We start from the raw sequence: 25,742 nt of genomic DNA, 5'->3' as shown, positions 1-25,742 counted from the left end.
CCTATATTCCTTTTTGTTTCCCTTGACGTTGACGCGGCTTGCCCATCAGCACCGGCTGGAAAACCACCGCGCCGATCAGCGTGCAGACCAGCGACAGCGCAAGCAGCTTGCCCATGCTGGACGTGCCCGGATGGTGCGACAGCCACAGGCTACCAAACGCGGTGGCTGTTGTCGCCGCGCTGAACAGTACCGCATGCGTGAGGCTCGACTGCAACAGGCCGGTCTGGCCGTGTCGCCACGCCATCACGAAGTAGATCTTGAACGCGACGCCGACGCCGAGCATCAGCGGCAGCGCGATGATGTTCGCGAAGTTCAGCGGCATGCCGAACACCACGCACAACTCGAGCGTGACGAGCGCGGAGACGAGCAGCGGCACCAGCGTGCGCAGCACGTCGCCGACGCGGCGCAGCGCGACCCACAGCAGCACCGCGATCGACAGCATCGCGTAGACGGCCGATTGCAGGAACGCCTTGATGATCGTGTCGGCCGAATGCAGGATCGAGATGGGTCCGCCGATCGCGCCGGGCTCGGCGTTCTTCACCGCGTGCGCGAAGCGGGCGAGCATCTGGTCGTCATTCGGATCGACGCCGGGTGGCACCTTCGGTGCGATATCGACGAGCGCGTGGCCGCCCTTGCCGATCCACATCGCGGTGATGCCCGGAGGCAGGTTGTCCTGGGTGATTTCCGTCGGCTGCAGCAGGTTCTCCAGTTGCTTCAACGCGATGCGCAGCGGGTCGGACATCGCGACTTCGGCGCGGTCGCGCGTGGCGGGGTCGGCGGCGGCGAGCTTTTGCAAGGTCGCCGACAGATGCTGCGCCTCAGCCGCGCCCGGTCCCGGATGATCTTCGGCGGCCAGCGACAACTGATTCGCCGCGCGCTTCAATGCGGCGACGCGCACCTCGTCGGTGGCCTGCGGCGCGGGCTGCTGTTGCAACGCGGGCAGCAACTGCTGCGCGGCGCTCGCGATCAGCATCATCTTTTGCTGCTGGTCGGTAGGCACGAAGGTGCTCAGCGTGTTGACGCGGCCCACTTCAGGCAGCTTGCGCAGACGCTCGGCGATCGCGTCGGCGTCGGCAAGCGAAGGCGCGAGCACCTGCACGTTGTTGACCGCGGCTTCGGGCGAATCCTTCAGCGACAACAACGTCGACAACGACTCCGTATGCGGATCCTTCAGATGCAGCGGATTGAAGTCGAACCGCAGGTGCGCGAGCAGCGGCGCCGCACCGAACACGACGAGCAGCGTGCCGATCAGTACCGGCTTGCGATGGCGGTCGAGAAAGTCGTCGACGGGCGCGAGTTGCTTGAAACCCGGCGAGGCGGGTTCACCCGGCGGATTGAAGACCTTTAGCAGCGCCGGCAGCAGCGTCATGTTCGTGAAGTAGGCGACGAACATGCCGACGCCCGCGATCTGGCCAAGCTCCGACACACCGCGATACGCGGTCGGCAGAAACGAGAAGAAGCTCAGCGCGACGGCGACGGCCGCGAGTGTGAGCGGCACGCCGATGCTGTGCGCGGTGTGCATCAGCGCGGCCGACAGCCGGTCGTCGCGGTTGCGCTCCTCGCGATACTTGACGCCGAACTGCACGCCGAAATCGACGCCGAGCCCGACGAACAGCACCATGAACGCAACCGAAATCATGTTGAGCGCGCCGACCATCATCAGGCCGAGCGCGGCCGTGATCGCGAGCCCGACGAACAGCGTGATGAATACGGCCGCGATCATGCGGCCCGAGCGCAGCGCGAGCCACAGGATGACCAGCACGACGATGAAGGTGCCGATGCCGTTGAGTACCGCGCCGTCCTGGACCGACGCGAACTCTTCGTCCGCGAGCGGCTGCTCGCCGGTCAGGCGGATGGTCGCGCCGTAGCGCGATTCGAGATGCAGCGAGACCGCGGTCGCGCGAATCGCCTTCGATGCGCTCGCGCCCGGCTCCAGCGCGTCGTAGTTGACGACCGGCTGCACGACGATGAACGAGCGCGCCGGATTGGTGGCGACGCTCTTGTCGACCAGCGCGCGCCACGAGAACGCGGCGGGCTGGCCGGCCAGCACGTGATCGAGCGTGTTCGCGCTTTGCGCAAGCAGCCGGCTCATGTCGGGGAGATTGACCTGGCCGAGTTGCAGCGGCAGCAGCAGAGTCGTGGTCAACGTGCCGGCGAGGCCGGTCAGGCTCGGATCATGCGCGAGCGTATTGATGAGCGGGCGCGACTGCACGAGTTGCGACGTGGTGGCCATGACCTCGTCGGTGGACGGAAACAGCAGGCCATTGTGTTCGAAGAACGGGCCGCCGGCGGGCTGCGAGACCGAAGGGAACTGCTTCGGATCGGCTTTGAGCGCGGCGGTCAGCGCATTGGCGGCGGCGTCGGCGAATTCGGGCGCGTGCGCCTCGACCACCACCAGCATGGTGCCGCCACGCTCGGGGAAGGCGGCATCGATCGCGTTCGAGAGTGCCGACCATCGTTTGTCGGTCTCGATGAGACGGCTGATGTCCGTGTTGATCTTGAAGTTATGCGCGACGTAGACGCCGCTCAGGACAGCGAGCACGATCGACAACGCGATGATCCTCAGCGGATGACGCACCGAGTACGCGACGAGACGGACGATATAGGGCTTCAGCATGTAGGCGGACGTGGCCTTATCACGAGTGTTGTTTTTGACGAAGGTCCATAAGTATATAGAGGCCGGGCAAGCAAACCCGACTTCGGTAGCAAGTACGGCTCCCGACCGTACGTGCGGTCAAGATGGGAACGCAATCCCCGCTATACTGGTCTATCCGTCTTTGGCCGAGCGGCTGCAGCCCGCCGGCGCTACTTCTTTTGAGTCAAGACAAGCGTATGAAACAATATCTATGTGCTTTTCTGGCTGCGGCCGTGGTGTCCACGGCCGCGTTTGCGCAAAGCGCGCCCGACGCGGTGGTAAAAAGTGCAGTCCAAGGCACGGTGGCTGCAATGAAGGCCGACCCGCAGGCGCGCGGCGGCGATATGGCGAAGATCACCCAGATCGTCCAGACGCACTTCCTGCCCGCCACCGACTTCCAGCGCACTACGCGTATCGCGGTCGGCAAGCCGTGGTCGACCGCGACGCCGGAGCAGCAGAAGCAGCTGTACGAGCAGTTTACGCTGCTGCTCACGCGCACCTATGCCGCATCGCTGTCGCAATTGCGCGACCAGGACGTGAAGTTCCAGTTTGCCCCGGTGAACCTGCCAGGCGGGGCCACCGACGCCGTCGTGCAATCGCACGTCATCAGCACCGGCGGCGACGATGCGATCGACTATCGGCTCACCAAGGGTCCGTCCGGCTGGAAGATCTATGACATCAACATGATGGGCGCGTGGCTGATCCAGGTGTATCAGACGCAGTTCGCCGACCAGATCAACAAAGGCGGCATCGACGGGCTGATCAAATTCCTGGCCGAGCACAACGCGCGCGGCGCGTAAGCGGATCGACAGAAATTTCCATCGGCAAAAAAAAAGCGCGGTGGCCTTGACTGGCCACCGCGTTTTTTTTCATGCTGCACGCGCTAACCACCATGCGCAATGCAGAGGCGGCACGCGGCCGCCATCGTGTCCAACCGATCAGTGCGCCGCCGTTGCGGTCTGCACTTTCTTGCCCGTGCCGGCGCGCGTAATCTCTTCGAGCTTGATCTCGACATGCCGCGAGAACACGTACTCGGCGGGGCGTTGCTTGTCGAGCGGGATGTCTTCCGCGAACGCGCCGGTGGTCTTGGGACCACGCATGCTGACCTTCAGTGCCTTCAGCGGATGCGCGACCGTGTCCATTACGGCCGTCGCCTCGAAACCGCAGTGGACCATGCAGTCCGCGCACTTCTCGTAGTTGCCGGTGCCGTACTTGTCCCAGTCCGTGGTCTCCATCAGTTCCTTGAAGGTCTTCACGTAGCCTTCGCCGACCAGATAGCACGGCTTCTGCCAGCCGAACACGGTTCGCGCCGGATTACCCCACGGCGTGCATTCGTAGGTCTGGTTGCCCGCGAGGAAGTCGAGGAACATAGCCGACTGGCTGAAGGACCAGTTCTTGCCGTTGTTGCCGCGCTTGAAGATTTCGCGGAACAGCTGCTTGGTCTTGTCGCGGTTCAGGAAGTGCTGCTGGTCCGGCGCGCGCTCATAGGCATATCCCGGCGACACCGTGATGCCGTCGACACCCATCGGGCCCAGCGTGTCGAAGAACTTCGCCACACGCTCCGGCTGCGCGTCGTTGAACAGCGTGCAGTTGATGTTCACGCGGAAGCCGCGGCGCTTCGCTTCGCGGATCGCGGCAACGGCCTTCTCGTACACGCCTTCCTGCGACACCGAGTGATCGTGCGTTTCCTTGTCGCCGTCGAGGTGGACCGACCAGACGAAGTACGGATTCGGCTCGTAGTCGTCCATCTTCTTTTCCATCAGGAGCGCGTTCGTGCACAGGTACACGAACTTCTTGCGCGCCATGATGCCCTTGACGATCTGCGGCATTTCCTTGTGCAGGAGCGGCTCGCCACCCGCGATCGACACGACCGGTGCGCCGCATTCGTCGACGGCCTGCAGGCATTCTTCCAGCGACAGGCGCTGGTTCAGGATCGGATCCGGATAGTCGATCTTGCCGCAGCCATTGCAGGCGAGATTGCAGCGAAACAGCGGCTCCAGCATCAGGGCGAGCGGATAGCGTTTGTTGCCGGAGAGATGCTGGCGCATGATGTATGCGCCGACGCGGACCTTCTGTAGCAGCGGAATAGACAAGGCGTCCTCCTTAAACTTCGCGTGCAGCGAGTGGTTGCATCAGTTTCGATGGCAACTTGAATTCGACTTTTTCTTCACGGCCCGCCATCGTCGTGACATCGACGGGCCCCAGTGCGCGTAGCGCATCGATTACGTTTTCGACCATTTCTTCCGGTGCCGACGCGCCGGCCGTAATGCCGACCGCTCGCACGTTGGTGAACCATTCCGGCTTCACTTCGGAGCCGTCGGCGACGAGGTAGCTGGCCACGCCGCTCTCGCTGCCGATTTCGCGCAACCGGTTCGAGTTCGAGCTGTTGGTCGCGCCGACCACCAGCAGCACGTCGACTTCTTTGCTCAATTCGCGCACCGCCGCCTGGCGGTTCTGCGTCGCGTAGCAGATGTCGCGCGTGTCCGGACCCACGATGTCGTTGAAGCGGCGCAACAGCGCGTCGATGATGCCGCGGGTGTCGTCGACCGACAGCGTGGTTTGCGTGACGTAGGCGAGCGGCGTGTCGAGCGCCAGGTCGAGCTGCGCGACTTCGGCCTCGCTTTGCACGAGCAGCACCTTGCCGGGAATCTGGCCGATCGTGCCTTCCACTTCGGGATGGCCGGCGTGGCCGATCAGGATCAGCGTGCGGCCGGCGGCCACGTACTGACGTCCCTGCACGTGCACCTTGGTCACGAGCGGGCAGGTCGCGTCGAGCACGTCGAGACCGCGCGCTTGCGCGTCGCGCTCGACGCTTTGCGCGACGCCGTGTGCGCTGAATATCGCCACTGCACCTTGCGGCACTTCATCGAGCTCCTCGACGAAACGCGCGCCCTTCTGGCGCAGATTGTCGACCACGTGACGATTGTGGACAATCTCGTGGCGGACATACACGGGCGCGCCGTGATGCTGTAACGCACGATCGACGATTTCGATTGCGCGGACAACGCCCGCACAAAAGCCGCGGGGCTGAGCAAGGATGACTCGCATAAATTGGCGAACTCCGACTAAGGCGGGTATCGAAGAAGTCGTGAAACTGACTTTATCGCCGCGCACATCGTGATTAGTTGACGTCTTGAGCCCCGGCGACGGGCCGGTACAGCAAAACCAAACGCGCATTCTAACGCTATCGGGACTGCTTTGCTTTTTGGCCCAGCCCCTGTGTGGGGCGCTTGCCATAGCCGCGGTGCGTTGCAGAGAACCGTCGCTGCACCGTCACGGCGGAACCCTTAAACTACCGATCCTTGCCGCGCACAAAGCGCGCTGTATTACAGAATGGTTTCGATGCTCGCTGGATGGATGCCGATTAGCATGAACCTTTCCGATCCCGAGCGTGTTGCTGGCGCAGGCGCTGCGCGCCTGTCCGTATTATCCACCAGGTCGCGCGCACTGCGGCCGATATCGCCGGTGAAGGTGACGGTATTCAATCTGTCCGACGGGTGCGTGGTGGCGGCGCGCGCCTTGACAATGCAACTATCCAGGTGCGTCGGCGTGGCGGTGCGCTCAATCGAGGGTAAGGCTTAATGGCGGTGGCTCTGTTCGTTCTTTCCTGTGTTTCCCTGCTGATCTGGTGCGTGCTGCTGTTCGCGCGCGGCGGCTTCTGGCGTGCGCGTCCCGCCGCGCCCCTCACCATCGCGTCGCGCGAAGTATGGCCGGCGGTCGCGGCCGTCGTGCCGGCCCGCAATGAAGTCGACGTGATCGCCGAGGCGGTCACGTCGCTGCTCAAGCAGGACTATCCGGGGGCGTTCCATGTGATCGTCGTCGACGATCACAGCACCGACGGGACCGCCGACGCCGCGCGTGCCGCCGCGTTGCGACTGCAATGCCCCGAGCGTCTGACGGTGCTGAGCGCAAAGCCGTTGCCGCCGGGTTGGTCCGGCAAGGTGTGGGCACAGTCGCAGGGCATCGAGGCGGTGCGCACGCTCCATCTGCCCGCCGAGTTCCTGTTGCTGACCGATGCCGACATCGGCCATCCCGCCGATGCGCTCGCACAGCTGGTCGCTCGCGCGGATGCCGAGAAGCGTGACCTCGTCTCGCTGATGGTGCGGCTGCGCTGCGATTCGTTCTGGGAAAAGGCGCTGATTCCGGCGTTCGTGTTCTTCTTTGCGAAGCTGTATCCGTTTGCGTGGGTCAACAATCCACGCAATCGCACCGCGGCCGCGGCGGGCGGCTGCATGCTGGTGCGCCGCGCGGCGCTCGAGGAAGCGGGCGGCATCGAGTCGATCCGCGCCGAGCTGATCGACGATTGCAGCCTCGCCTCGCGCATCAAGCATCGCGGCACCGGCCGTCATCCGATCCGGCTCGACGTCGCGGCGAACAGCGTGTCGCTGCGTCCCTACGATAGCTGGCGCGAGATCTGGAACATGATTGCGCGCACCGCGTTCACGCAGCTGCGCTATTCGCCGCTGCTACTTGCGGGCACGCTTTTAGGCATGGCGATCATCTATCTGCTGCCGCCGGTCGCGGCCTTGGTCCTCGGGCCGCTCGGCTGGCCGGCCTGGCTCGCGTGGGCGGCGATGTGCTGCGCGTATGCGCCGATGCTCGTCTACTACCGTCGCTCGCCGCTGTGGGCGCCGTTTTTGCCGCTCGTGGCGTTGTTTTATGTCGGCGCGACGTTCGCGTCGGCGGTGCGCTATTGGCGTGGCAAGGGCGGCCAGTGGAAGGCTCGCGTGCAGGCGCCGGTGCAGGAGCGTTGAAATGGAAAAAGCGGCCGTTACGCCGCTTTTTTTACATCACGCGCTTTACGTCACGCATTCGTGAGCATCATGTACATCTGGATCACGACGTCGGGCGAGAACGTGAACGGCACCCAGCCGTGACCAGTGTGGCGCATCACGAGCAGGCGGTCGCCGTTCGACTGCTTCTGCACGGCCATCATCGGATTCTTCGTCGATGCGAATTGCCAGCCCGGCGGGATGCCCGGCGGTTGCTCCGGCGTCATCGACGCGCGCGCGTTCGACAGTTCCTCGATCAGGCGGCTGATCTGTTCGGGCCGTAGCGCGACGGTCTGATTGCCGATCGTCATCGTGATCTCGTCGCGCGCTGGGCGATCGATATGCAGCGTCGGCTGGAATTGCTGGTCGGCCAGCGCAACGTTCGCTTCGATGTTCGCGTGCTGTTGCGCTGCCGCGTCTGCTGCGGTGTCATGCGAGTCTTGCTCCACCGCTGCGTCAGTGCTTGTCTCGGGTTTGTTTTCGGCCTGCGTGGCCACGACAGCCTGAATGAGCTGGTCGACGCCCATTTCCAGCGCGCCGAGCTGTTCGTGAAGATTCATGCGAGGTTTCTCTGGTAGGACCCGCGATTTTACCTGCTGCGCGCGCGCTTGGACCCGTCGGCGGCCCGGGACTTGTAACAAAATGCTTACGGCCGCTGTTCAGTCCTTCAGGTAGCCCGCCTGCCGGAACCATTCGAGCGCATCGGCGAGACCCTCGCGGTAAGGCCTCGCGCGAAATCCGAGTTCGCGCTCGGCCTTCGCCGACGTGAAATACATCTTGTTTTTAGACATCTTCAGCCCGTCGACGGTGACGAACGGTTCGCGCTTCGTGAACCTGGCGAGCGCTTCCGCACCCATTGCGAGCGGATACAAAGGCCAGCGCGGCAGACTCAGCGTCGGCGCCTTGCGGCCGGTCAGCGCGGCGATATCGGCGAGCATCTGCTGCAGCGGCAGGTTTTCGCCGCCGAGGATATAGCGCTCGCCGATCTTGCCGCGTTCGAGTGCGAGAAAATGGCCGGCGGCGACGTCGTCGACATGCACGAGGTTCAGGCCCGTATCGACGAATGCGGGGATCTTGCCGAGCGCCGCTTCGAGGATGATGCGTCCAGTCGGCGTCGGTTTCACGTCGCGCGGGCCGATCGGCGTTGACGGATTGACGATCACCGCGGGCAGGCCATCCTCGGCGATCATGCGCTCGACCGCGCGTTCGGCCAGCACCTTGCTGCGCTTGTAGACGCCGATCGCCTGGTCGGCGCGAAGCGGAGAGGTTTCGTCGGCGGACCGGCCGGAGCTTGTCACCTTCAGCGTCGCGACGCTGCTCGTGTATACGATGCGCTCGACGCCTTCCTTCAGCGCCGCGCGCATCGTCGCTTCGGTGCCTTCGAGATTCGCGCGCTCGATTTCGCCGGGGTCCGGCGCCCACAACCGGTAATCGGCGGCCACGTGCAGCAGATAGCGTACGCCGCGCAGCGCGTTGCGCATCGACGCTTCGTCGCGCATGTCGCCGACGACGATTTCGGCATCGAGCGACTCGACGTTCTTGCGCGGACTCGTCGCGCGCACCAGCACGCGCACGCGGAATCCCTTGTTCTGCGCGATGCGCGCCACCGATGAGCCCACGAAGCCGGACGCGCCGGTCACGAGCACGAGATCGCGATTCTGTTCGGTCATTCTGTGTCCATTTCCTGCATGAAGGTCGACGGATTGTACGTGGCGCGCTCGACCGATGGGCGTTGTCGAGCACGCTCGCCGCGACGCGACTAGAATGCCGGCTTGAAAGACTGTCAGGCATCAAGAGGAGGTAGCGGCATGGTCCCGGATCTGGACGAGCGGATCGAAACGTATTACGCGCGGGTGCGCGGCATCGTGCAGGGCGTCGGCTTTCGCCACGCGACGGTGCGCCAGGCGCACGCGCTGGGCATCAAGGGATGGGTTGCGAATCTCGACGACGGTTCCGTCGAAGCGATGTTGCAGGGACCGGCCAATCAGATCGACCGGATGCTGTCGTGGCTGCGTCACGGACCGCCGGCGGCGCGCGTGACCGAGGTGAGCGGCGAGGAGCGAGCGACGGACAAACGGTACGAACGGTTCGAGCAGCATTGAGCTTGAGCCACGCGAGATAAAAAACGCGGCGCGCCATCCTGAGGAAGGCGCGCCGCTTTGTCGTGGGAGACGCATTTGCCGGGTTCTCAGCGCTTAGCGCGCCACCAGCAAACTCTCCGCGAATCCCCATTCATCCTCGATCCATTGATGGCTGCACACGAAACCGGCGCCGCCGGCGATCGCGGGCAATTCCTCCGCGCGATACTTGTGGCTGCTTTCGGTCCAGATCGTCTCGCCTTCCTTGAGCGACACCGTCAGTTGCGCGGCGCGCACGTGCGCGGTGATATCGCGCTTGGCGCGCAGATGCATCTCGATGCTGCGCGCGTCCGGATTGAACCGCGCAACGTGCTCGAACGCTTCGAGCGGAAAGTCGCCGTCGAGTTCGCGGTTGATCCGCGCGAGCAGGTTGAGGTTGAACGATGCGGTCACGCCGATCGCATCGTCGTAGGCGGCGATCAGCACCGGCGTCGGTTTGATCAGATCGGTGCCGAGCAGCAACGCGTCGCCGGGCGCGAGCATGTTGCGGATGTCGCGCAGAAAACGCGTCGCCGCGAGCCGGCCGAAGTTGCCGATCGTACTGCCGAGAAACAGGACGAGTAAGCGGTCGCCGGGCGCACGCTGCCGGCTCACTTCGGCGAGACCGGCCAGATAATCGCGCTCGTAACCAACGATCGAAATTCGCTCGATGTCGCCGAGTTCGCGCCGGCACAACTGCAATGCGCTGCGCGAAATTTCAATCGGGCAGTAGGAAGTAGGGCGTTTTTTACACAGCGCTTCGAGAATGCGCCGCGTTTTACGCCCGCTGCCGCTGCCGAGTTCGGCAACCGTCACGTCATGCGGCAGGTGCTCGACGATATCGGCCGCGTGCTTCGCGAGCAGCCGTTCTTCGGCGCGCGTGACGCCGTATTCGGGCAATACGGTAATCACTTCAAAAAGAGCGGAGCCGACTTCGTCGTACAGATACTTCGACGGCAACTCCTTCTGCGGCGTGTGGGTGAGGCCGGCGGACACTTCGGCGGCAAAGGCGCGGCGCAGTTCGGACGGCGAGTTGCTGAGCGATAGGGCTGGCTGGGTCATGCTGGCTCCAGTAGTCACATTCGATGAGCGGGATTGCTGCCGGGCGGTGGCATGCGCGATGAAACGCGGTTACGGCATGCCGTGGGCGAGATGCGCGGGCGTCGGTTCGCGGCAGCCTCCAAGACTGCGCTCGGAGCTGCATTCGTCGACCCGGCTCGAAGGTACTGCTCGTTTCATACAGCTGTGGCTGTCGGTCTGGCGACTGATGCCGCCACAGCGTGCAAAGCTTTGTAGCAAGATTCACGCGCGAGCCAATGACGGACAGCAAGAGCATCCGCCGGCCGCGACGCATGAAGTTATGTTCTAGTGCATCGACGTCCAATGCGCACGGCTAATTGCGCCCGTTCGACGAAAAAGCGCAGACCCGTTTGCGAACATCCCGTCTAGAATGCCCGATTTCCGCAGTCTGCGCTGCCGCCTCGGAACCGATCCGCAGCATCTGCCTGCTTGCCCGCCTGCCCACGAGACATCACATTCATGACGACAACGAACGCCGCGGCCCTGGATGGCGCGCCGCAAGCCTACGTGTCACGCCGAGCGCGGAGCGCGCATTGAACCCGCACGACTTCAGGCGCGGCATCGCCTTGTCGATCGGTGCGTCGGCGATGTTCGCGTTGCTGTCCGCTTACGCGACGCTGCTCAAGCCGCTCACGGGACTCGACATCTTCGCGTGGCGCATCGTGTGGACCGTGCCCGGTGCGCTGCTGCTGGTCGCGTTGCGCAAGCGTCTGCCGATTCTGCGCGCGCTCGTTGTCCGAATGATGACGCAGCCGAAGCTCGGCGCCGCGATGATCATGGCCGCGGGCCTGCTCGGCGTGCAGCTATGGCTATTTCTGTGGGCGCCGCTGCATGGGCGCATGCTCGAAGTGTCGCTTGGCTATTTCCTGCTGCCGCTCGTGATGGTGCTGGTCGGGCGCTTCCACTACCACGAGCGGCTCGACGCTTTGCAGTGGCTTGCGGTCGCGTGCGCGGCGTTCGGCGTCGGGCACGAACTGTGGGTGACGGGCGCGTTCTCGTGGCCGACGCTCGTCGTCGCGCTCGGTTATCCGCCTTATTTCGTGCTGCGTCGAAGGATCAACCAGGATTCGCTCGCAATGTTTACCGTCGAAATGGCGCTGCTGCTGCCGGTGGCCGTCGCGTGCATTCTCAGCGGCGGCTCGCTGCAAGCGATCGCCGGACGCTCGGAAATGTGGTGGCTGCTGTTGCCTGGCCTCGGCGGCTTGAGCACGCTCGCACTCGCGTCGTATCTGAAGGCGAGCCGTCTGTTGCCGGTCGCGCTGTTCGGCATTCTCGGCTATGTCGAGCCGGTGCTGCTCGTGTTCGTGTCGATCACGCTGCTGCGCGAAGCACTGAGCGCCGCGCAACTCGCGACCTATGTGCCGATCTGGATCGCCGTTGCGCTGACCGCGCTGCACAGCGTGCGCTTCGTCAGGCTCGCGTCGAATTGAGCGGCGGCGCTCGCTCAGCGATGCGCTTCCGTCCGCTGCGGATTGATGCGCGTCGGCCCCACTTGCGCCTCGATCGCGTCGCGAAGCTCGGGACGCCAGCCGATTCCGAATAGCGCTTCGGCGAGCACGAATAACGGGCCGATCAACAGGCCGATCACGTCGTCGACGAAGGCCGGCTTGCGATGTTCGTAAGCGACGTGACCGACGAACTGGAACACCCAGCCGGCCACGAAAAGCCCGATGCCGGTCGCGAGCCATACGAGCGTAGTCCGCGCGGCGATCCACTCGCCGAACGTGAGGCATAGCGCCGAAACGCAGGCCATCGCCACGCCGAGGGGCACGTCGAGCGCAAGGTAGTAGACAGTCGCCGCGACGAACAACAGCCACGCGGGCGACAACGTGACGGGAAACATCCCGGCGCCAAACGACAGGCGGCTCAGCAACACCGCCAGCGCCAGCACGATCATCGGAATTCCAACGAAGTGCGTGGCGATATTGCGCCGGTCGCGGTGGTAGGCCGCGTATTGCGTCAGTTGCTGGGTCAGCGTTCTCATCAATGCCGCTCCTGTTTCAAAGTCAGCATAATCGCGCAGAGAAGATTTTCAAACCATCGGGTAGCCGACAATCAGCGACTATCGCGCACGAACGCCATCCATGACGGAGCGTTTTTCATGGAATGGGTTGGCGCGCTGCGGCTGACGCGGCGTCTCAACGGGCCGATCGTCCCGACGGGTAACGTCGTGAGCAGCGTGTGCAACGTAAAGTCGAGATCTTCGCGCGCGATGTCGAGCTGCACGCGGACTTCTTCGCGCGCGGCTTCCGTGGAGATGACATAGACGCCGAGCGGCGAATGAAGCAGTGCGCGCAACTGAGCATGCGGCAGCGTCACGAGCAGAAGCGCGCGCGCTGATGGAAACGGAATGACGTTGTTGCCTTGAGCCTGCTTGCCGGCCGGTTGCGGCGAAAGCCCGTCGAGCGATTGCGTGAAAGCCATGATGTGGCGTTGGTGCGACGCGATGGTGGATTGGAGCGATTCCAGAGTAATCGTCCGCGAGTAAAGACGGTGCAAATATTCGCGTATCTGTCGGCAAAAAGATACGGTAGGCAAGTACTTGCCGCGCAGAAAAAAAGGCGAGTCACAAGACTCGCCTTCCCGAACGGCACGACCCGGCTTCGATCAACTTTTATTTGAACAGCACCTGCAGGGCCGGTCAGCGCCGGAACCGATCACGTGTTATTGCGTCTTGGTCGTGTCGGTTTGCGCGCCGTCGGCTTTCGCCGGGGTCGTGCTGGCCTCTTTCGCGCTCTGCGCTTTAGACTTCACGGCGCTCGTTTCGACGGCGTTTTTGCTTGCGGACTTGTGGGTCTTCTTCGTGTGGGCGGAAACCTTTTTCACGTGCTTCTGCTTGGCGGCTTCGGCAGGCGCTTTCGCCGTGGCCGCGCTGTCCTTCGTCGCGTCGGCTTGTACCGCGGTGCTCGCCTTCAGGTTCGCCTGGCCGGCGGCCGGCATCTGCGTGGCTTGCGCGGGTTGGGCGGCGGCCGGCGCGGCCGTTTGGGCAAATGCGGTCGACACGAGCAGAGCGGAAGCAACAGCGGCGAAAAGCGTCTTCATGATGTGACTCCTGGTTGAATCGGTGGATTCGTTTGTCGCGGCTGAATTATTTCAGCGCTGCCGGTTTAACGTAGAGCGGAATACAGGAGTTGACGCTGCGCTGGTGACAAAACGTAACTAGTGCGTCAGCGCGGATACATGTCGGAGCTCAAAATGCGAGCCCCCGGATGCGCGCCACGTTCACTGACGGCTCGACCGCCGTCTTTCCAAGAATTTGCGCCAAGGCCTCGGGCGAGACCGGCGGGCTAAACAGGAACCCTTGAGCGACCGTGCATCCGTGGCGGACCAGAAACTCGCGCTGGACATCGAGCTCCACGCCTTCGGCGATGACATCGAAGCTCAGCGTTTCAGCAATCGCGATGATCGCCAGAGAGAGCGCTTCGAGTTCCTTGTCTCTGCCGATTTCGCAAACGAACGCGCGATCGATCTTGATGCGGTCGACGCTGAAGCGTTTCAAATAGCTCAGGCTCGAATAGCCCGTGCCGAAGTCGTCGATGGCGATCGATACACCGAGCTCGCGCAGTTCGCGAAAAGCTCGTTGCGCTTCTTCCGCGTTGCGCATCAACGTGCCCTCGGTGACTTCGAGTTCCAGCAGTTGGGCGGGCCAATCGGCATCCCGAAGCGCTGAGCGCACCACGCCAGGAAGGTCCGCGCGCTCGAGTTGAAGTGGCGAAACGTTGACCGATATGCGCACAGGGGGAAGCCCTGAGCGTACCCATGCGTTCGCCTGCAGGCACGCCTGCCGCAATACCCACGCGCCGATGCTCTGGATCAGACCGGTTTCTTCAGCAAGCGGGATGAAGACGGCCGGCGAGACCTCACCGAGCTCTTCGTCGCGCCACCGTAACAGCGCCTCGGCACCGACGATGCGTCCGGTTTGCATGTCGACCTGCGGCTGATACGCCAGATACAACTCGTCGGCTTTTGCTGCGCGCCGCAGTCGCGTCGTGAGCCGCAACTTCTCGGCTGCGGCCCGGCTCAGTTCCGGTTCGTAGTACTGATATCCGTTTCGCCCGCGCGATTTGGCCACGAACAACGCCGCATCCGCATTTCGCATGAGCAGATCCGGCTTGGCTCCATCTTGTGGAAACGTGCTGACACCGATGCTTGCTTCAAGGTAAAGCTCGTGCTCGCCGATGCTGTACGGCTCGCTCATCCCGTGAATGAGCTTGTCGAGCATCTCGGTGAGTTCCCTTGCGTCGGCCCGTTCGACGACGACGACGAATTCGTCGCCCCCGTAGCGCGCGACGAAATCCGTTGCGTGCAGCAGACGCTGAAGCCTGCGCGCGACGGCCTGTAGCAGCAGATCGCCAACGCTGTGTCCAAGCGAATCGTTGACGTCCTTGAAGCGATCGAGATCCAGGAAAAGGACAGACACATTTTGGCGTGTAGCCGCTGCGCGTACGAGCGATTCCGAAAGACGTTCGTCGAGCATTACCCGGTTCGGCAGATCGGTCAAGGCATCGTATCTGGCTTGATGCTCGAGTCTCGTGAGCGAGCGACGAAGCTGCGCTCCAATCCGCCCATTCCAGTGGATCAGGGAAAGTAGCAGCAAGGCCGATGCGACGCCGCAGCTCAACAGCATGCGCGTGAACCACTTCGCATCGAGGGAGGATTGGCTGACGACCGAGGCGACCTTTGCGTCGGCCGCAAGCCGTACGTCGACGACCCGTTCGAGGACGCTGTAGAAATACGCGTCGATTTCCTCGAGTCGCGGGTCGCCCACCGCCACGCTGCCAGGATGTTCGTCAGTCCTGCGCGCAAGCCCGAAGCTCAGCTCGCTCAGTTTGCCGATCATGTCGTCCAGGTCCGACAGTCGCGAGACGCACTCCGGATTCTCGCTGCAACTCGCGCGCGCATCCCGCGTCAATGCGAGCAGCTCCAGCATCGGAAAGCGATAGCCGGCGCGTTTATAGAATGGCACCGTTGCTATCGAAGTGTAGAGAGTCGCATGCTCGTCGAGCATGACGTGCTGAACCTGGTCGAGATCGTGACGCAGGCGCCCGGAAGCCTGGATCGTCCGAAGCGAACCGTCCTGCTCGGTGCTCTGGCGGATTGCGAGGAAGGTACTCGTCGCAATAACGGCGAGGATCGCAATCACGGCTATGACGGTACCGGTTTTGCGCGTTGCGTCCCGTCCCAAGGCGCCTCCCTTCGCGTCGACGCCGCGTGAGCGAAATCCGGCCCGCCCGGATAGTGAATGTTCAGGTGGCTGCATGACTTGCCTCGGTGGGCTTCGGGTCTGCCTCGTAACGGCGCGCTTTGTGTGTCTGCTTGTCCGCCTATTGATCGGCAAATTCCACGCGGTTGCGCCCGCCTCGCTTGGCGCGGTAAAGAGCCGCATCGGCGAGGCCATATGCGGTGTCGAAGCCGGTTCCGATTTCGTTGATGCTGGCGCCAAAGCTGGCGGTGATGCGGCGATCGACCGGCGCAACGACCAGAGAGTCGCTGATCGCCTCCCGCATACGTTCGGCGAGAAGCGCGCCACTCGCCGGATCATGACCGGGCAGCAGCACGGTGAACTCCTCGCCGCCCACTCGTCCGATGAAGCCTTGCTCGCCCACGATTCTACGCAGGCAATCGACGACACCCAGAATGACCGCGTCTCCAGTGGGGTGACCGTAGTCGTCGTTGATCCGCTTGAACTCGTCGATGTCCAGGATGATCATGACCGCGCTGGTCGTGCGCAAGATCCTGGTGGTCCGGTCGATCACCGCACTTCGGTTCAGTACGCCGGTCAACGCGTCGTGCGATGCGCGGTACGCCAACTGCTGCGCCAGCGCCTGCATCTCGCGTTCAGCGCGGTCGCTACGGCCGATCAGCCGCCGTGTTTCACGCATCAGGCGCTGGAAGTGGTCGATCAGTTCGCCCAACGACTGGCGATACTCCGCGGCATCCGCATCGATGATCGAATGGATGGCGCGAGCCTTCTCCAGCGCCAGGCTTTCGTTCTGGAAGAGATCGGGCGCGTCCCCTGGGGGCATGTGACGGGAAGATGTCGAGCGCACCTTATTGTCCCTGGTGCGTGATGGGACGATCGGTGAACTCGATCGCGCGGAAGTCGGCCTTCAGCTCTTCGCCGAATTCGGCAATGGTTTCGTCTTCCTCGTCGCGATACCAGTTCATCAATACGCGGCATCCGGACTGCCCCGCCTGATCCAGCGCGTCGAAGATGCTGAACAGCATCTTGGTGCTCGAGCTGTTGAAGTACGTGAGCGCGACGTCGATGGTGATCTTCGCCCCGGCATTCACGGCGAGGTATTGGCGCATCTGCTCGATGATCGGTGCGTAAAAGGCGGCTGCGTTTTCAGGGTAGGACTCACCCTTGATCCACAACGCGTGCTGGTCGAAGCGAAAATCGACTTCAGGCGACGTGGCCGTCGCGGGGATGTGTAGGTTTTCCATGGTTCCTGCGCGCTCCTGCTCAGATGATGGCCATGAGGCAAAACAGCGTGGTTTCGGGTTCGTCGGCACGCGGATGAAAAGCGAATTCAAGTGGCGCGCTCGCATCGCGCGCCATCGTCAGGAAGCCGAGGCCTGCGCCCTTGCTGTCTTTCGGAGCGTCGGCACGCAAGGTCACTTTGTATGCCTCTTTGATTTCTTCAAGAGACATGGTGCGCAAGGGTTCCAGCTTGCTGCGCAGAGCGTCGACCTCGGCAGTCGCGATGGGATTCACGCACAGCATCACGTGATGCTCGCCGTGCCTCGAGATGCACACCGCGCCCTCGCGTATCGCGCCTGCCTCCTCGCCGCGGGGCTCCAAAGCATTCGCCGAGTAATGAACGATGTTCTGCGACAGCTCGATAAAGGATGAGAAGAGCTTGCGGCGGGTAGGACCGTTCACCCCCGCGACTTCCAGCTGCAGTTTCACGACCTCGCCCATGGATGCGACGATGTTATGGGAAAAGTAGCCCTTGTGATAAAAGAGCACGTTGCGTCGCTGCGCGAGTTCGAAAAAGGCGCTGTCTTGTTCGAGTAGTGGGGACATTCGGGGAATTCACTAAATGCGGGCACAGAAGAGCGTGACGTCGTCACGGCGGGGTTGACTGCCTTGCCATTGTCCGAGCGCGAGCCGGACGCGCTCGCAGATGGTCGCCGGGGTTTCGGCGCGGTGTTCGACGATCAGGTCGAGCGCACGGCGCCGGCCAAAAGAAATGTTGCGCGGGCCGCCGATCTGATCGGCGAGTCCATCGGTGTAGATGAACAGCAGGCTACCCGCCGTGACCGGAATCGAGCGCAAGCTCCATGCATAGTCGGCGCGGCTGTCCACATAACCGACGCCCATCCTGTCGGCTCGGATGGTTTCGAACTCGGCGGCCTCGGGCGACAGGACGTGTATTGCGATCCTCGCGCCGGCAAAGTGCAAGACGCTCTCGGTGGCATCGAACCAGAAGAGTGCTGTATCCAGACCGTCGTTGGACTGAGTACCTTCGCCGGCACCGTTCACTTGTCCCAACAGGCCCTTGACGTTCCGGTTGACGGCCCCGAGGAGGGCAGCCGGGTCGCGCGGACCGATCTGTTCGAGCGCCTTCGACAACGACGCCGACGCAAGCAAGGTCATGAAGGCGCCGGGAACGCCGTGCCCGGTGCAATCGGCGACGGCGCCAAACCAGCCGCTAGGAAACGCCGCGAAATGATAGAAGTCGCCGCCGACCACGTCGCGAGGTTCCCAGACCATCGCCGCGTCGTGCAGCTTTGTCGACAACGTTTCGCTCGAGGCGCGCAACATGGCGCGCTGTATCACGCTGGCGTACTCGATGCTCTGCATGATCTGGCGGTTCTTCTCGGCCTGCATTTCCGCTACCGCGCTGATGAGCTGAAGACCGCTGCCCAGGCCCGAGAAGCGTCCTTCACGCGTCACGATGAAACCATCGACGAGCGCCTTTTCTCCCGCCTCGACAGTCCTGAACGTTAGCGCTTCGATGCTCACGTCGGCATCGACGATGAGCGGCTCCTTGTCCATGAACGCGATGCAGCTCTTCTTGTCGTAAAGCTCCCGATGGAAAGGCCGGCTCATTTGCGACATGAAAATGTCGCGGTTGATCAGGCCGATGGGACGGTGATCGTCGATCACAGCCAGACTCTGCATGTCGCGGCGCGCTGAAAAGATCTCCATGACCACCGAGTTGGGATCCTCGACGTCTACCGATGGAACTTCCTGGCACAAATCTCCGGCAGTGCGTGGATTCCCCTGTGCCGAAGAACGGTGAAACCTCGAGAACGCTGGATGCATGGCGACGCCAGTCTATGTATGAAGAAACCTCGCACGCTAAGGTTTCTCCATGAACATCATGTGACAGAAGGAAGGCGATCCGTTCGATTGGCGTGAGATTGGAAAACAGGCGGTCACGCAAAGGTTTGCGTGACCGGTTTGAGGAAAAGGCGAGGATTCGCCGGGTTGCGCGAATGCAACGCAGGCGAGCCTGATTACTGGAACGGGTTCTGCGCGACCCCTGGTTTTTCGTCGGGCTCGTCCTTTACCTTCGCTGGCAAATCCGCTTGCGCCTGCAGATTCGCGACGATCGCATCGAGCGCTTCCTTGAGCGCGAGCGCCGCCTTCAGGCCGCGCTGATCGCGCGTCAATTCGAGCGTGCCGTTTAGCACGACTCGCGTTTTGCCGTTGCTGAGCGTGAGCGCGTCGCCCTGAATGTTGAGCACGTCATCATCGTTCGAATAAGGCTTAAACACCTTTTAGTCCTCCTGGGCGCTGGTCCTTGAGGTTATCCGGAATGCCCGGAAAACGGATGCCCGACATCGCTTCGAGTTCGTGAATCGTGCGCATGTCGTAGCGGTTGGTCGCTACATTATCAACCACGACTGCGAATGCGAGTTGCCGCGACGGCACATAAACGACCTTGTACAACTGAGTCGGGACGAACACGCGCGAGGGTCCAATCGTCTGCAATTGCTGGCCGGTGAATAGCGGTCCGGTGATGACGTATGTGTCGTCGTAGGCGAGCGCAATCTTGCGCACCGCGGTTTCGATGCGTGCCCACAATCGCTGATTGTTCTGACGGTCTTGCGGCACGACGTTCGCGAGCGAGAACGATTGCGCCATCGCCTCATCGTTCCAGCGATTACCCGCTGGACTCATATGGCCGCGGTCGAAACCGCTGCGCTTGTAGTCGGCGAGTGTCGCGCCTTCGCCTTCGGGCAGACGCGCATCTTCGAAGAACTTGTTGGTGCGCACCATGTCCTTCGCTTCTTCGATGTGCTCGCGCGTCAGATGCTCGGCCGACCAAAGCGGACCGTGCGTGATACCCGAATGCAGTACCGCGAAATCGCTATAGCAAAGCAGGCGCGTTTTCGGCGCCATCTTCTGATTGGCCAGCACCGGCCATTGGGCATTCGGCGTGAACTGGGTGCAGGAGGACGCCGCGCTCGCATGAGCGGCGACGGCGAATAACAGACAGGCAAGCCACTTCTTCATATGTCGGCGGTTCGATGGTTGGGGGCGAAAGTATAGCGTCGCGGCCGCGGTCTCCTCGCGCTTCGGCATCGTGCTCAGCTTTTCAGGCTCTCGTCCCTTAATTGACATTTCCAGAATACTGGAAATGTCATAGAATACTGATTCAGGAGTGTGATGACGGGCGTATTCTGCAGGCCCCAAAGCGCGTTGAATCGCTCAATCACCTCTATTTAATTGGAACTGGCAAATGGCAGGTCAATGAGATGACAGCTTGCACAATCAACGGTGAAGAGAGCTTCCCGGCCGCGAAGACAGATTACTTCGACACCAATATCGCGGCGCGCCTTGGAATGGAGGGGCAGTCACCGGTCAGGATTCTGTTGCTGTACGGTTCGCTGCGCGAGCGGTCCTATTCGCGCCTGCTCATAGAGGAAGCCGCTCGGCTGTTGCAGCGGTTCGGGGCGGAAACGCGGATTTTCGACCCGCGCGGTCTGCCGCATGCGGACGATGTCGACGCGAAAAACCATCCGAAGGTGAAGGAACTGCTCGAGCTGTCGCAGTGGTCGGAAGGCCACGTGTGGTGCAGCCCGGAGCGTCACGGCACCATTACTGGTCTGATCAAGACGCAGATTGATCACTTGCCGCTAGTCAGCGGCGGTATTCGCCCGACGCAGGCGCGCACGCTCGCTGTCATGCAGGTCAGCGGTGGTTCCCAGTCGTTCAACTCGGTGAACCAGCTGCGTCAGCTTGGACGCTGGATGCGTATGTTCACCATCCCCAATCAGTCGTCGGTTGCCAAAGCGTTCGAAGAGTTCGAAGAGGACGGGCGGATGAAACCATCGTCCTATTACGACCGACTCGTCGACGTGATGGAAGAACTCGTGAAGTTCACGCTGCTGCTCCGCGGCCGTGCCGACTATCTGGTCAACCGTTACAGCGAACGGGTGAAGGACGGCCGTCCGCTCGACCCCGCGACGGACCCAGCTTCCCAGGCAATTGCCGACCATTCCCGCAAGGAAGCGCACGCAAGTAACTGATAGAGGACAGTGATGGCAACCCTCGATTCGAAGCTGGCGGTCAAGGCACTCGCAGCGCTCGCGCACGAGACGCGTCTCGCGGTGTTCCGCCTTCTGGTGACAGCCGGACACTCGGGCATGAGTCCCGGCGCCATCGCTGAAAGGCTTGGACTCCCTGCGCCCACGCTGTCGTTCCACCTGAAGGAGCTTGCGCACGCGGGGCTCATCGAAGGCAAGAGTCAGGGCCGGTTCATCATCTACTGCGCCAGCTATGACCACATGCTGACGCTCATGGATTTCCTGATGGAAAACTGCTGCGCGGCGGAGCAAGGAGAGCAATGCGGCTGCCCGGTCAACGAAGCGGACGCGTAAACGAAGCGATTTCACGTGCACGTTATTGTCCCGCAGCTTGATGAAAACGTGCGCTTCTATAGAAGCATACTGGACACAGGACCCGGCGGGGCATGCCTTGGGAAACGTATCACAGGCTCGGCGGCATCCCCATGTTCTGCGCCGACAGCCGGCAGACGTCCTCTGTCGCCTGTTGCGCCCCGGTTGCTTCTATTCCGGTTGTGATTGAGAAGAAGACCGGCTGCTGCTGGATGCGCCGCGTGAGTAACGACGGCTGAGCGAAATGACGGAAGCGCGCCTATTCGGGTTAGCCGTTCTTCAACAGCGTTTCGACACTAGCCCAGCTCCATCGAACGCCTCCACGCTGCTGACGTGATGGACCATGTCGTCAAGATCTACGTGGCAGCGCAAATAGAACGGGCGAACGACCTGTTGAATCCGCACAGCGTCCTTGCTGGAAGACTGATTCGATTCACAGATCGACAATATATGTTTTAATATATTGGCAATCTGTGAATTGAACGACAGCCCATGGACCCATCTCACTCAGTGATCGACCTTGCCGCCATGCGGGCCGCCGCGACGAACGCCTGCGCGTTACTCAAGGTGCTCGCCAATCCGGACCGCCTGTTGCTGATGTGCCGCCTCTCCCAAGGAGAGTTGTCTGTAAGCGAGCTCGAGGGTGAACTCGGCATCCTGCAGCCGACCCTGTCCCAGCAGTTGGGCGTGCTTCGCGAAAACGGCCTGGTGGCCACGCGTCGCGAGGGCAAGAGCATCTTCTATTCGGTGGCGAGTTCAGAAGCGCTCGCCGTCATGGCGGTACTTTATCGACAGTTCTGTACCAACCCGTCAGGGGACGAATCATGCTGATTGACCTCGCCCATTTCACTCCCGGTTTGTCGTTGACCGGCGGACTCATCATCGGCCTCGCGGCCGCCGTGCTCGTGCTGTTCAACGGGCGCATCGCCGGCATCAGCGGCATCTTCGGCGGTCTGTTGAGTCTGCCGCGCAACGATATCGGCTGGCGCTTCGCGTTCGTTGCTGGCCTCATCGGCGCCCCGGTTATTGCGGGCCTGCTCGGCAAACCGGCAGTAGCAGACATCGAGGCGAACTGGAGCGTCGTGCTAGTCGCTGGTTTCCTGGTGGGGCTCGGCACCCGCTATGCCAGCGGCTGCACCAGCGGCCACGGCGTGTGTGGCCTCTCGCGCGGCTCCGTGCGTTCGCTCGTCGCCACGCTGATCTTCATGGCCGCGGGATTTTTGACTGTTTTCGTGCAACGGCACCTGATCGGAGGCTGATATGGCAATCCTCACCGCATTGCTTGCGGGCCTGGTTTTCGGCCTTGGCCTGATGGTCTCGGGCATGAGCAACCCGGCCAAGGTTCTGGGCTTCCTCGACATCGCCGGTCGGTGGGATCCCTCCCTCGCCTTCGTGATGGTCGGCGCCATCGTCGTGGCATCGCTTGCGTTCTTCGTCGCGAGACGCCGCAAACGCTCGTTACTAGGCCTGCCAGTGCAACTGCCGGCAAGCACGGCGATTACGCCGAGGCTTGCTCTTGGTAGCGCTGCTTTCGGTATCGGTTGGGGCCTGGCCGGCTTCTGCCCGGGGCCCGCGCTGGTCGCGCTCGGTGCGGGCTACCCCAAGGCGATTGGATTCGTGGCAGCCATGGTGGCGGGTATGGCCGTCTTCGAACTCGTCGAACGGACGAAATCGGGCGTGCAACGGGCGTAAGCAGGGTAGACGGCAACGGATCGCCGCTGATCGAGCGGTCCGTCGCCGCAACGCCTTACCGATGACAGAAACCGGACTCAACGCCCTTGCCGCACTGGCGATAATCGGGCTGAACACAATACCAAGCCACGGCTACAGCACACCGGCCGCCAGCGGAATCCCCACGGCGTTATATGTAAATGCGAAGAACAGGCTCTCGCGGATGTTCTTTATCGTGGCGACGCTCAACGTACGGGCGCGTGCAATGCCGCGCAGGTTTGCCTTGACGATAACGACGTGCGCGATATTCATGGCCACCTCCGTTCCGTGAATGCTCCCAGACATGCTCAGTGCCGTGTTCCAGCCACCGAATTCCGGCTCACTGCGATTCTGACGAACTATAGAAACGCTGATCCAAATATTGGTGTCCATTGACACATATCAAATCGGCCAGCCGACAAGCGCGTAGTTTTATATTGGTCAGAAGCTACAGCATCATTGGCTTGCGCATTGCGCCAGGAGGCCCTATGAGGAGGATTCTTGTCACGATGGCATTTTGCACGGCGCTGACATCGCCCGCGCTTTTCGCCGCATCGACGGATCTGGCTGGTGCGCACAGCACTTCCAGGCCCCAGAACCCAGACACTGCCGCATTCGACAAAGGTCTGGCTCAGTTTCAGGAACAGATGAAAACGATGCAGGCGCAAATGGAACAGATTCGTAAGACCCAGGACCCGCAGGAACGCCAGAAACTGCTTCAGCAGCACTTGGCCACGATGCAAACTGCAATGACGGTGATGCACGGCATGTGGGGACCGGGGATGATGGGATATGGTGGAATGGGTCCCGGCATGATGGGCGGCGCCAACTCTGGTTGTTGCGGTGGCGGCTGGGGACACATGGGAGGGTACTACTCCCAGTTGACGCCAGAACAAATCAGGAGGCGCCAGTACATGACTGACCAGTACCTTCGGATGCAGCAGGAAATGATGAACAACATGATGTGGCAGCAACAGTACTGGATGGGCCCGCCGCCTGCCGTAACGCAGTAGACCGCCGAAAGTGGTCAGAATGAAGCGGCGGTGCTCCCCATCGATTCAGGTGTCCGGTGTTCGCGGCTGCTCGGACGGTAACGCTGGAGATTCGCGCTGCAGCCTGGCCTGTCGCCGCGCCCGGTCGTTAATCACCTGATGGCGTCGGTGGTCGGCCATCTTCTTCCACCCTCGAATCTCATCAAGAGTGCGGAAGCACCCGACGCACAATATGCTCTTGCCATCGAAGGCACATACATCGATGCACGGAGACTTGACGGCCATGGTTCAGACTACCGCTCGTGCAGGTTGCACTTCGACAGTGACATGCGAAAGCCCCTCGAAGCGCCTGAGCACCGCATGATAAAAGCGCGAGTCTCGCTGGGGTTCACCTGTTGCCACCGACACCACAGCACTCATGTGACCCGGGCCCACACGCCATACGTGCAGGTCGACGACCTTGTCGCCACGGTCCTCGATAGCATGACGTACGTTCTCCACCATACGTCGGTCGGAGTTCATGTCTAGCAGGATTGCGCCCGTATCACGCATCAAGCCGTACGACCAGTTTGCAATCACCAGTGCACCGATGACGCCCGCTAACGGGTCCATCCAGAGCCAATCAAACGTGCGTGCGAGCACCAGGCCAATAATGGCCAGTACGGAGACCGCCGCATCAGCCATGACGTGAATGTAAGCCGCCCGGATGTTGTGGTCACGGGTCGAGGCCTCATGCGCTTCGTGCCCGTGCTCATGTTCTTCGAATTCGACTTCGTACTCGCCGTCCGGCAACTGGACAATGGCTTTGAAGGCGTGCGGCTCAGGAATGTCGTCCATCGATTCCAGATAGCCTCCACGGTCCGCGAACGAGAATACCTGTTGCGTTCCGTTGGGCCGCATCGTCGTAACGGACACCGCGGAAGCTTCCAGCCGCGAACCCGCCGTCTCCGGTGTGATGCGGAATACTGGCGGTACGCCATCCTCGAAGATGGAAACGGCAAACACACCGGACGGCGGGAAAATCCTCTGCATCTCGTCTTCGTGAGCATGGTCGTCGTGTCCGTGACCGTGTCCGTGTGCGTGGCCATGACCATGGCTATGGCAGTGATGGGCGCCGCTCAGCAGCCACACGCTCGCCAGGTTAACCAGCAAACCGAGCACCGCGATGGGAATCGCTTCGCCGAAGTGAATAGGTACCGGAGACAGAAAGCGTGAGACGGCTTCGTAGCCAATCAGCAATGCGATCATCGCCAGCACGATGGCACTCGTGAATCCCGCCAGATCCCCCAGCTTGCCGGTACCGAACACGAAGCGCGAATCAGTGGCATGTTTGCGCGCGTATGTATACGCCAAGGCCGCAATCAGCATCGCCCCGGCGTGCGTCGACATGTGCAGACCGTCGGCGACCAGCGCGAGCGAGCCGAACAGACTGCCTCCGACGATTTCAAGCAGCATCATCGCGCTACATAGCGCGATGACCGCCCATGTCCGTCGCTCGTTCTGTTCGTGAGCCGCGCCAAGAAAGATATGGTCGTGTCCCGCGCCGAACGCGGCGTCTTTGAAATCACTCATGTCCTGC

Annotated in this window: 29 protein-coding genes and 1 pseudogene; 11 read left to right on the top strand and 19 right to left on the bottom strand. The window is 62.1% G+C overall.

Features of this window, described 5'->3' with window-relative positions; genetic code table 11:
- Position 1: 1 nt before the first annotated feature.
- Positions 2–2,617: a hopanoid transporter HpnN gene (gene hpnN, locus LJ655_RS14135; protein ID WP_230561854.1), complete on the bottom strand. Its 2,616-nt coding sequence runs from the start codon at positions 2,615–2,617 to the stop codon at positions 2–4.
- A gap of 215 nt (positions 2,618–2,832) precedes the next feature.
- Here hpnN and LJ655_RS14130 point away from each other — a divergent pair, with 215 nt between their 5' ends.
- Complete coding sequence (locus LJ655_RS14130; protein WP_230561853.1) at positions 2,833–3,435, top strand: MlaC/ttg2D family ABC transporter substrate-binding protein; 603 nt, start codon at positions 2,833–2,835, stop codon at positions 3,433–3,435.
- Between the two features lie 138 nt (positions 3,436–3,573).
- On the opposite strand, the gene hpnH is transcribed toward LJ655_RS14130, so the two are convergent.
- Together hpnH and ispH are read right to left on the bottom strand one after the other, a co-directional pair.
- Positions 3,574–4,728: an adenosyl-hopene transferase HpnH gene (hpnH, locus tag LJ655_RS14125; RefSeq protein ID WP_230561852.1), complete on the bottom strand. Its 1,155-nt coding sequence runs from the start codon at positions 4,726–4,728 to the stop codon at positions 3,574–3,576.
- Between the two features lie 10 nt (positions 4,729–4,738).
- Positions 4,739–5,683 carry a 4-hydroxy-3-methylbut-2-enyl diphosphate reductase gene (ispH, locus tag LJ655_RS14120; RefSeq protein WP_230561851.1) on the bottom strand — a complete coding sequence of 315 codons (945 nt, stop codon included), beginning with the start codon at positions 5,681–5,683 and terminating at the stop codon, positions 4,739–4,741.
- A 533-nt stretch (positions 5,684–6,216) separates the two neighbouring features.
- Between ispH and LJ655_RS14115 the strand changes: the two genes are divergently transcribed.
- Positions 6,217–7,389 carry a glycosyltransferase gene (locus tag LJ655_RS14115; RefSeq protein WP_230561850.1) on the top strand — a complete coding sequence of 391 codons (1,173 nt, stop codon included), beginning with the start codon at positions 6,217–6,219 and terminating at the stop codon, positions 7,387–7,389.
- Between the two features lie 50 nt (positions 7,390–7,439).
- On the opposite strand, the gene LJ655_RS14110 is transcribed toward LJ655_RS14115, so the two are convergent.
- Together LJ655_RS14110 and hpnA are read right to left on the bottom strand one after the other, a co-directional pair.
- Positions 7,440–7,967: a hypothetical protein gene (locus LJ655_RS14110; protein WP_230561849.1), complete on the bottom strand. Its 528-nt coding sequence runs from the start codon at positions 7,965–7,967 to the stop codon at positions 7,440–7,442.
- A 99-nt stretch (positions 7,968–8,066) separates the two neighbouring features.
- On the bottom strand, positions 8,067–9,077 hold the full coding sequence (gene hpnA, locus LJ655_RS14105) for a hopanoid-associated sugar epimerase (protein WP_230561848.1): 1,011 nt from the start codon (positions 9,075–9,077) through the stop codon (positions 8,067–8,069).
- Between the two features lie 138 nt (positions 9,078–9,215).
- Here hpnA and LJ655_RS14100 point away from each other — a divergent pair, with 138 nt between their 5' ends.
- Positions 9,216–9,509, top strand: a complete 294-nt coding sequence (locus tag LJ655_RS14100; RefSeq protein ID WP_230561847.1) for an acylphosphatase — start codon at positions 9,216–9,218, stop codon at positions 9,507–9,509.
- A gap of 93 nt (positions 9,510–9,602) precedes the next feature.
- Here the strand turns inward: LJ655_RS14100 and egtD are convergent, their stop codons facing one another.
- Positions 9,603–10,586, bottom strand: a complete 984-nt coding sequence (egtD, locus tag LJ655_RS14095; RefSeq protein ID WP_230561846.1) for an L-histidine N(alpha)-methyltransferase — start codon at positions 10,584–10,586, stop codon at positions 9,603–9,605.
- Positions 10,587–11,137: 551 nt separating this feature from the next.
- Between egtD and rarD the strand changes: the two genes are divergently transcribed.
- Positions 11,138–12,034, top strand: a complete 897-nt coding sequence (gene rarD / locus LJ655_RS14090) for an EamA family transporter RarD (protein WP_230561845.1) — start codon at positions 11,138–11,140, stop codon at positions 12,032–12,034.
- 14 nt (positions 12,035–12,048) lie between these two features.
- Here the strand turns inward: rarD and LJ655_RS14085 are convergent, their stop codons facing one another.
- The 4 genes from LJ655_RS14085 to LJ655_RS14070 all read right to left on the bottom strand — a co-directional run bounded on the left by LJ655_RS14085 (position 12,049) and on the right by LJ655_RS14070 (position 15,570).
- Positions 12,049–12,588, bottom strand: a complete 540-nt coding sequence (locus LJ655_RS14085; protein ID WP_230561844.1) for an Mpo1 family 2-hydroxy fatty acid dioxygenase — start codon at positions 12,586–12,588, stop codon at positions 12,049–12,051.
- Between the two features lie 71 nt (positions 12,589–12,659).
- Positions 12,660–13,028 (bottom strand): hypothetical protein, encoded by a 369-nt coding sequence (locus tag LJ655_RS14080; RefSeq protein ID WP_230561843.1) that lies wholly within the window; start codon positions 13,026–13,028, stop codon positions 12,660–12,662.
- Positions 13,029–13,268: 240 nt separating this feature from the next.
- Positions 13,269–13,646 (bottom strand): hypothetical protein, encoded by a 378-nt coding sequence (locus LJ655_RS14075; RefSeq protein WP_230561842.1) that lies wholly within the window; start codon positions 13,644–13,646, stop codon positions 13,269–13,271.
- A gap of 148 nt (positions 13,647–13,794) precedes the next feature.
- Positions 13,795–15,570, bottom strand: coding sequence for a putative bifunctional diguanylate cyclase/phosphodiesterase (locus LJ655_RS14070; protein WP_230561841.1), 1,776 nt, complete (start codon positions 15,568–15,570; stop codon positions 13,795–13,797).
- Between the two features lie 27 nt (positions 15,571–15,597).
- Here LJ655_RS14070 and LJ655_RS14065 point away from each other — a divergent pair, with 27 nt between their 5' ends.
- Positions 15,598–15,819, top strand: a complete 222-nt coding sequence (locus LJ655_RS14065) for a hypothetical protein (RefSeq protein WP_230561840.1) — start codon at positions 15,598–15,600, stop codon at positions 15,817–15,819.
- A gap of 109 nt (positions 15,820–15,928) precedes the next feature.
- On the opposite strand, the gene LJ655_RS14060 is transcribed toward LJ655_RS14065, so the two are convergent.
- The 6 genes from LJ655_RS14060 to LJ655_RS14035 form a co-directional block, all read right to left on the bottom strand.
- Complete coding sequence (locus tag LJ655_RS14060; RefSeq protein ID WP_230561839.1) at positions 15,929–16,654, bottom strand: GGDEF domain-containing protein; 726 nt, start codon at positions 16,652–16,654, stop codon at positions 15,929–15,931.
- Between the two features lies 1 nt (position 16,655).
- Positions 16,656–17,051 (bottom strand): DUF1987 domain-containing protein, encoded by a 396-nt coding sequence (locus LJ655_RS14055; RefSeq protein ID WP_230561838.1) that lies wholly within the window; start codon positions 17,049–17,051, stop codon positions 16,656–16,658.
- A 19-nt stretch (positions 17,052–17,070) separates the two neighbouring features.
- Complete coding sequence (locus LJ655_RS14050) at positions 17,071–17,634, bottom strand: SiaB family protein kinase (RefSeq protein ID WP_230561837.1); 564 nt, start codon at positions 17,632–17,634, stop codon at positions 17,071–17,073.
- Positions 17,635–17,646: 12 nt separating this feature from the next.
- Complete coding sequence (locus LJ655_RS14045) at positions 17,647–18,879, bottom strand: SpoIIE family protein phosphatase (protein ID WP_425605805.1); 1,233 nt, start codon at positions 18,877–18,879, stop codon at positions 17,647–17,649.
- A gap of 194 nt (positions 18,880–19,073) precedes the next feature.
- Positions 19,074–19,334: a hypothetical protein gene (locus tag LJ655_RS14040; protein ID WP_230561835.1), complete on the bottom strand. Its 261-nt coding sequence runs from the start codon at positions 19,332–19,334 to the stop codon at positions 19,074–19,076.
- Positions 19,327–20,076: a DNA/RNA non-specific endonuclease gene (locus tag LJ655_RS14035; protein ID WP_230561834.1), complete on the bottom strand. Its 750-nt coding sequence runs from the start codon at positions 20,074–20,076 to the stop codon at positions 19,327–19,329. The genes LJ655_RS14040 and LJ655_RS14035 overlap by 8 nt, the downstream gene beginning before the upstream one ends.
- Before the next feature lie 329 nt (positions 20,077–20,405).
- On the opposite strand from LJ655_RS14035, the gene arsH reads away from it, so the two are divergent.
- The 5 genes from arsH to LJ655_RS14010 all read left to right on the top strand — a co-directional run bounded on the left by arsH (position 20,406) and on the right by LJ655_RS14010 (position 23,153).
- On the top strand, positions 20,406–21,092 hold the full coding sequence (arsH, locus tag LJ655_RS14030) for an arsenical resistance protein ArsH (RefSeq protein ID WP_230561919.1): 687 nt from the start codon (positions 20,406–20,408) through the stop codon (positions 21,090–21,092).
- Positions 21,093–21,104: 12 nt separating this feature from the next.
- A complete protein-coding gene (locus tag LJ655_RS14025) occupies positions 21,105–21,443 on the top strand; it encodes an ArsR/SmtB family transcription factor (protein ID WP_230561833.1) in 339 nt (112 codons plus the stop codon).
- Between the two features lie 510 nt (positions 21,444–21,953).
- Entirely contained in the window at positions 21,954–22,292 is a 339-nt protein-coding gene (locus LJ655_RS14020) for an ArsR/SmtB family transcription factor (RefSeq protein WP_230561832.1), read from the top strand.
- Entirely contained in the window at positions 22,286–22,720 is a 435-nt protein-coding gene (locus LJ655_RS14015) for a YeeE/YedE family protein (RefSeq protein WP_230561831.1), read from the top strand. The genes LJ655_RS14020 and LJ655_RS14015 overlap by 7 nt, the downstream gene beginning before the upstream one ends.
- Position 22,721: 1 nt before the next feature.
- Complete coding sequence (locus LJ655_RS14010) at positions 22,722–23,153, top strand: YeeE/YedE family protein (RefSeq protein ID WP_230561830.1); 432 nt, start codon at positions 22,722–22,724, stop codon at positions 23,151–23,153.
- Positions 23,154–23,180: 27 nt separating this feature from the next.
- On the opposite strand, the pseudogene LJ655_RS14005 reads toward LJ655_RS14010, so the two are convergent.
- Positions 23,181–23,459, bottom strand: a pseudogene (locus tag LJ655_RS14005) (copper-transporting ATPase); the annotation flags it as partial.
- Positions 23,460–23,659: 200 nt separating this feature from the next.
- Between LJ655_RS14005 and LJ655_RS14000 the strand changes: the two are divergent.
- Positions 23,660–24,184 (top strand): hypothetical protein, encoded by a 525-nt coding sequence (locus LJ655_RS14000; RefSeq protein ID WP_230561829.1) that lies wholly within the window; start codon positions 23,660–23,662, stop codon positions 24,182–24,184.
- A 45-nt stretch (positions 24,185–24,229) separates the two neighbouring features.
- On the opposite strand, the gene LJ655_RS13995 is transcribed toward LJ655_RS14000, so the two are convergent.
- Both LJ655_RS13995 and dmeF read right to left on the bottom strand, forming a co-directional pair.
- Positions 24,230–24,448 (bottom strand): DUF1289 domain-containing protein, encoded by a 219-nt coding sequence (locus LJ655_RS13995; protein WP_230561828.1) that lies wholly within the window; start codon positions 24,446–24,448, stop codon positions 24,230–24,232.
- 3 nt (positions 24,449–24,451) lie between these two features.
- The gene (gene dmeF / locus LJ655_RS13990) at positions 24,452–25,735 is read right to left on the bottom strand and encodes a CDF family Co(II)/Ni(II) efflux transporter DmeF (RefSeq protein WP_230561827.1); all 1,284 of its coding nucleotides are present in this window, start codon (positions 25,733–25,735) and stop codon (positions 24,452–24,454) included.
- Positions 25,736–25,742: the final 7 nt, after the last annotated feature.

This window comes from Paraburkholderia translucens (genome assembly GCF_020881035.1).
Classification (GTDB): Bacteria; Pseudomonadota; Gammaproteobacteria; order Burkholderiales; family Burkholderiaceae; genus Paraburkholderia; species Paraburkholderia translucens.
Note: the sequence above shows the minus strand (reverse complement) of the source record. Positions and strands in the feature narration are given on the sequence as shown.

Excerpts from the sequence above, each read along its gene's own strand:
- dmeF (WP_230561827.1), bottom strand. The coding sequence starts at position 25,735 with ATGAGTGATTTCAAAGACGCCGCGTTCGGCGCGGGACACGACCATATC.
- LJ655_RS14100 (WP_230561847.1), top strand. The coding sequence starts at position 9,216 with ATGGTCCCGGATCTGGACGAGCGGATCGAAACGTATTACGCGCGGGTG.
- arsH (WP_230561919.1), top strand. The coding sequence starts at position 20,406 with ATGGAGGGGCAGTCACCGGTCAGGATTCTGTTGCTGTACGGTTCGCTG.
- LJ655_RS14055 (WP_230561838.1), bottom strand. The coding sequence starts at position 17,051 with ATGGAAAACCTACACATCCCCGCGACGGCCACGTCGCCTGAAGTCGAT.
- LJ655_RS14085 (WP_230561844.1), bottom strand. The coding sequence starts at position 12,588 with ATGAGAACGCTGACCCAGCAACTGACGCAATACGCGGCCTACCACCGC.
- LJ655_RS14015 (WP_230561831.1), top strand. The coding sequence starts at position 22,286 with ATGCTGATTGACCTCGCCCATTTCACTCCCGGTTTGTCGTTGACCGGC.
- LJ655_RS14025 (WP_230561833.1), top strand. The coding sequence starts at position 21,105 with ATGGCAACCCTCGATTCGAAGCTGGCGGTCAAGGCACTCGCAGCGCTC.
- ispH (WP_230561851.1), bottom strand. The coding sequence starts at position 5,683 with ATGCGAGTCATCCTTGCTCAGCCCCGCGGCTTTTGTGCGGGCGTTGTC.
- LJ655_RS14130 (WP_230561853.1), top strand. The coding sequence starts at position 2,833 with ATGAAACAATATCTATGTGCTTTTCTGGCTGCGGCCGTGGTGTCCACG.
- LJ655_RS14065 (WP_230561840.1), top strand. The coding sequence starts at position 15,598 with ATGCTCGTCGAGCATGACGTGCTGAACCTGGTCGAGATCGTGACGCAG.
- LJ655_RS14075 (WP_230561842.1), bottom strand. The coding sequence starts at position 13,646 with ATGAAGACGCTTTTCGCCGCTGTTGCTTCCGCTCTGCTCGTGTCGACC.
- LJ655_RS14045 (WP_425605805.1), bottom strand. The coding sequence starts at position 18,879 with ATGCATCCAGCGTTCTCGAGGTTTCACCGTTCTTCGGCACAGGGGAAT.
- LJ655_RS14035 (WP_230561834.1), bottom strand. The coding sequence starts at position 20,076 with ATGAAGAAGTGGCTTGCCTGTCTGTTATTCGCCGTCGCCGCTCATGCG.
- LJ655_RS14010 (WP_230561830.1), top strand. The coding sequence starts at position 22,722 with ATGGCAATCCTCACCGCATTGCTTGCGGGCCTGGTTTTCGGCCTTGGC.
- LJ655_RS13995 (WP_230561828.1), bottom strand. The coding sequence starts at position 24,448 with ATGGCCGTCAAGTCTCCGTGCATCGATGTATGTGCCTTCGATGGCAAG.
- LJ655_RS14080 (WP_230561843.1), bottom strand. The coding sequence starts at position 13,028 with ATGGCTTTCACGCAATCGCTCGACGGGCTTTCGCCGCAACCGGCCGGC.
- LJ655_RS14020 (WP_230561832.1), top strand. The coding sequence starts at position 21,954 with ATGGACCCATCTCACTCAGTGATCGACCTTGCCGCCATGCGGGCCGCC.
- egtD (WP_230561846.1), bottom strand. The coding sequence starts at position 10,586 with ATGACCCAGCCAGCCCTATCGCTCAGCAACTCGCCGTCCGAACTGCGC.
- LJ655_RS14115 (WP_230561850.1), top strand. The coding sequence starts at position 6,217 with ATGGCGGTGGCTCTGTTCGTTCTTTCCTGTGTTTCCCTGCTGATCTGG.
- LJ655_RS14000 (WP_230561829.1), top strand. The coding sequence starts at position 23,660 with ATGAGGAGGATTCTTGTCACGATGGCATTTTGCACGGCGCTGACATCG.
- hpnA (WP_230561848.1), bottom strand. The coding sequence starts at position 9,077 with ATGACCGAACAGAATCGCGATCTCGTGCTCGTGACCGGCGCGTCCGGC.
- LJ655_RS14110 (WP_230561849.1), bottom strand. The coding sequence starts at position 7,967 with ATGAATCTTCACGAACAGCTCGGCGCGCTGGAAATGGGCGTCGACCAG.
- LJ655_RS14050 (WP_230561837.1), bottom strand. The coding sequence starts at position 17,634 with ATGTCCCCACTACTCGAACAAGACAGCGCCTTTTTCGAACTCGCGCAG.
- hpnN (WP_230561854.1), bottom strand. The coding sequence starts at position 2,617 with ATGCTGAAGCCCTATATCGTCCGTCTCGTCGCGTACTCGGTGCGTCAT.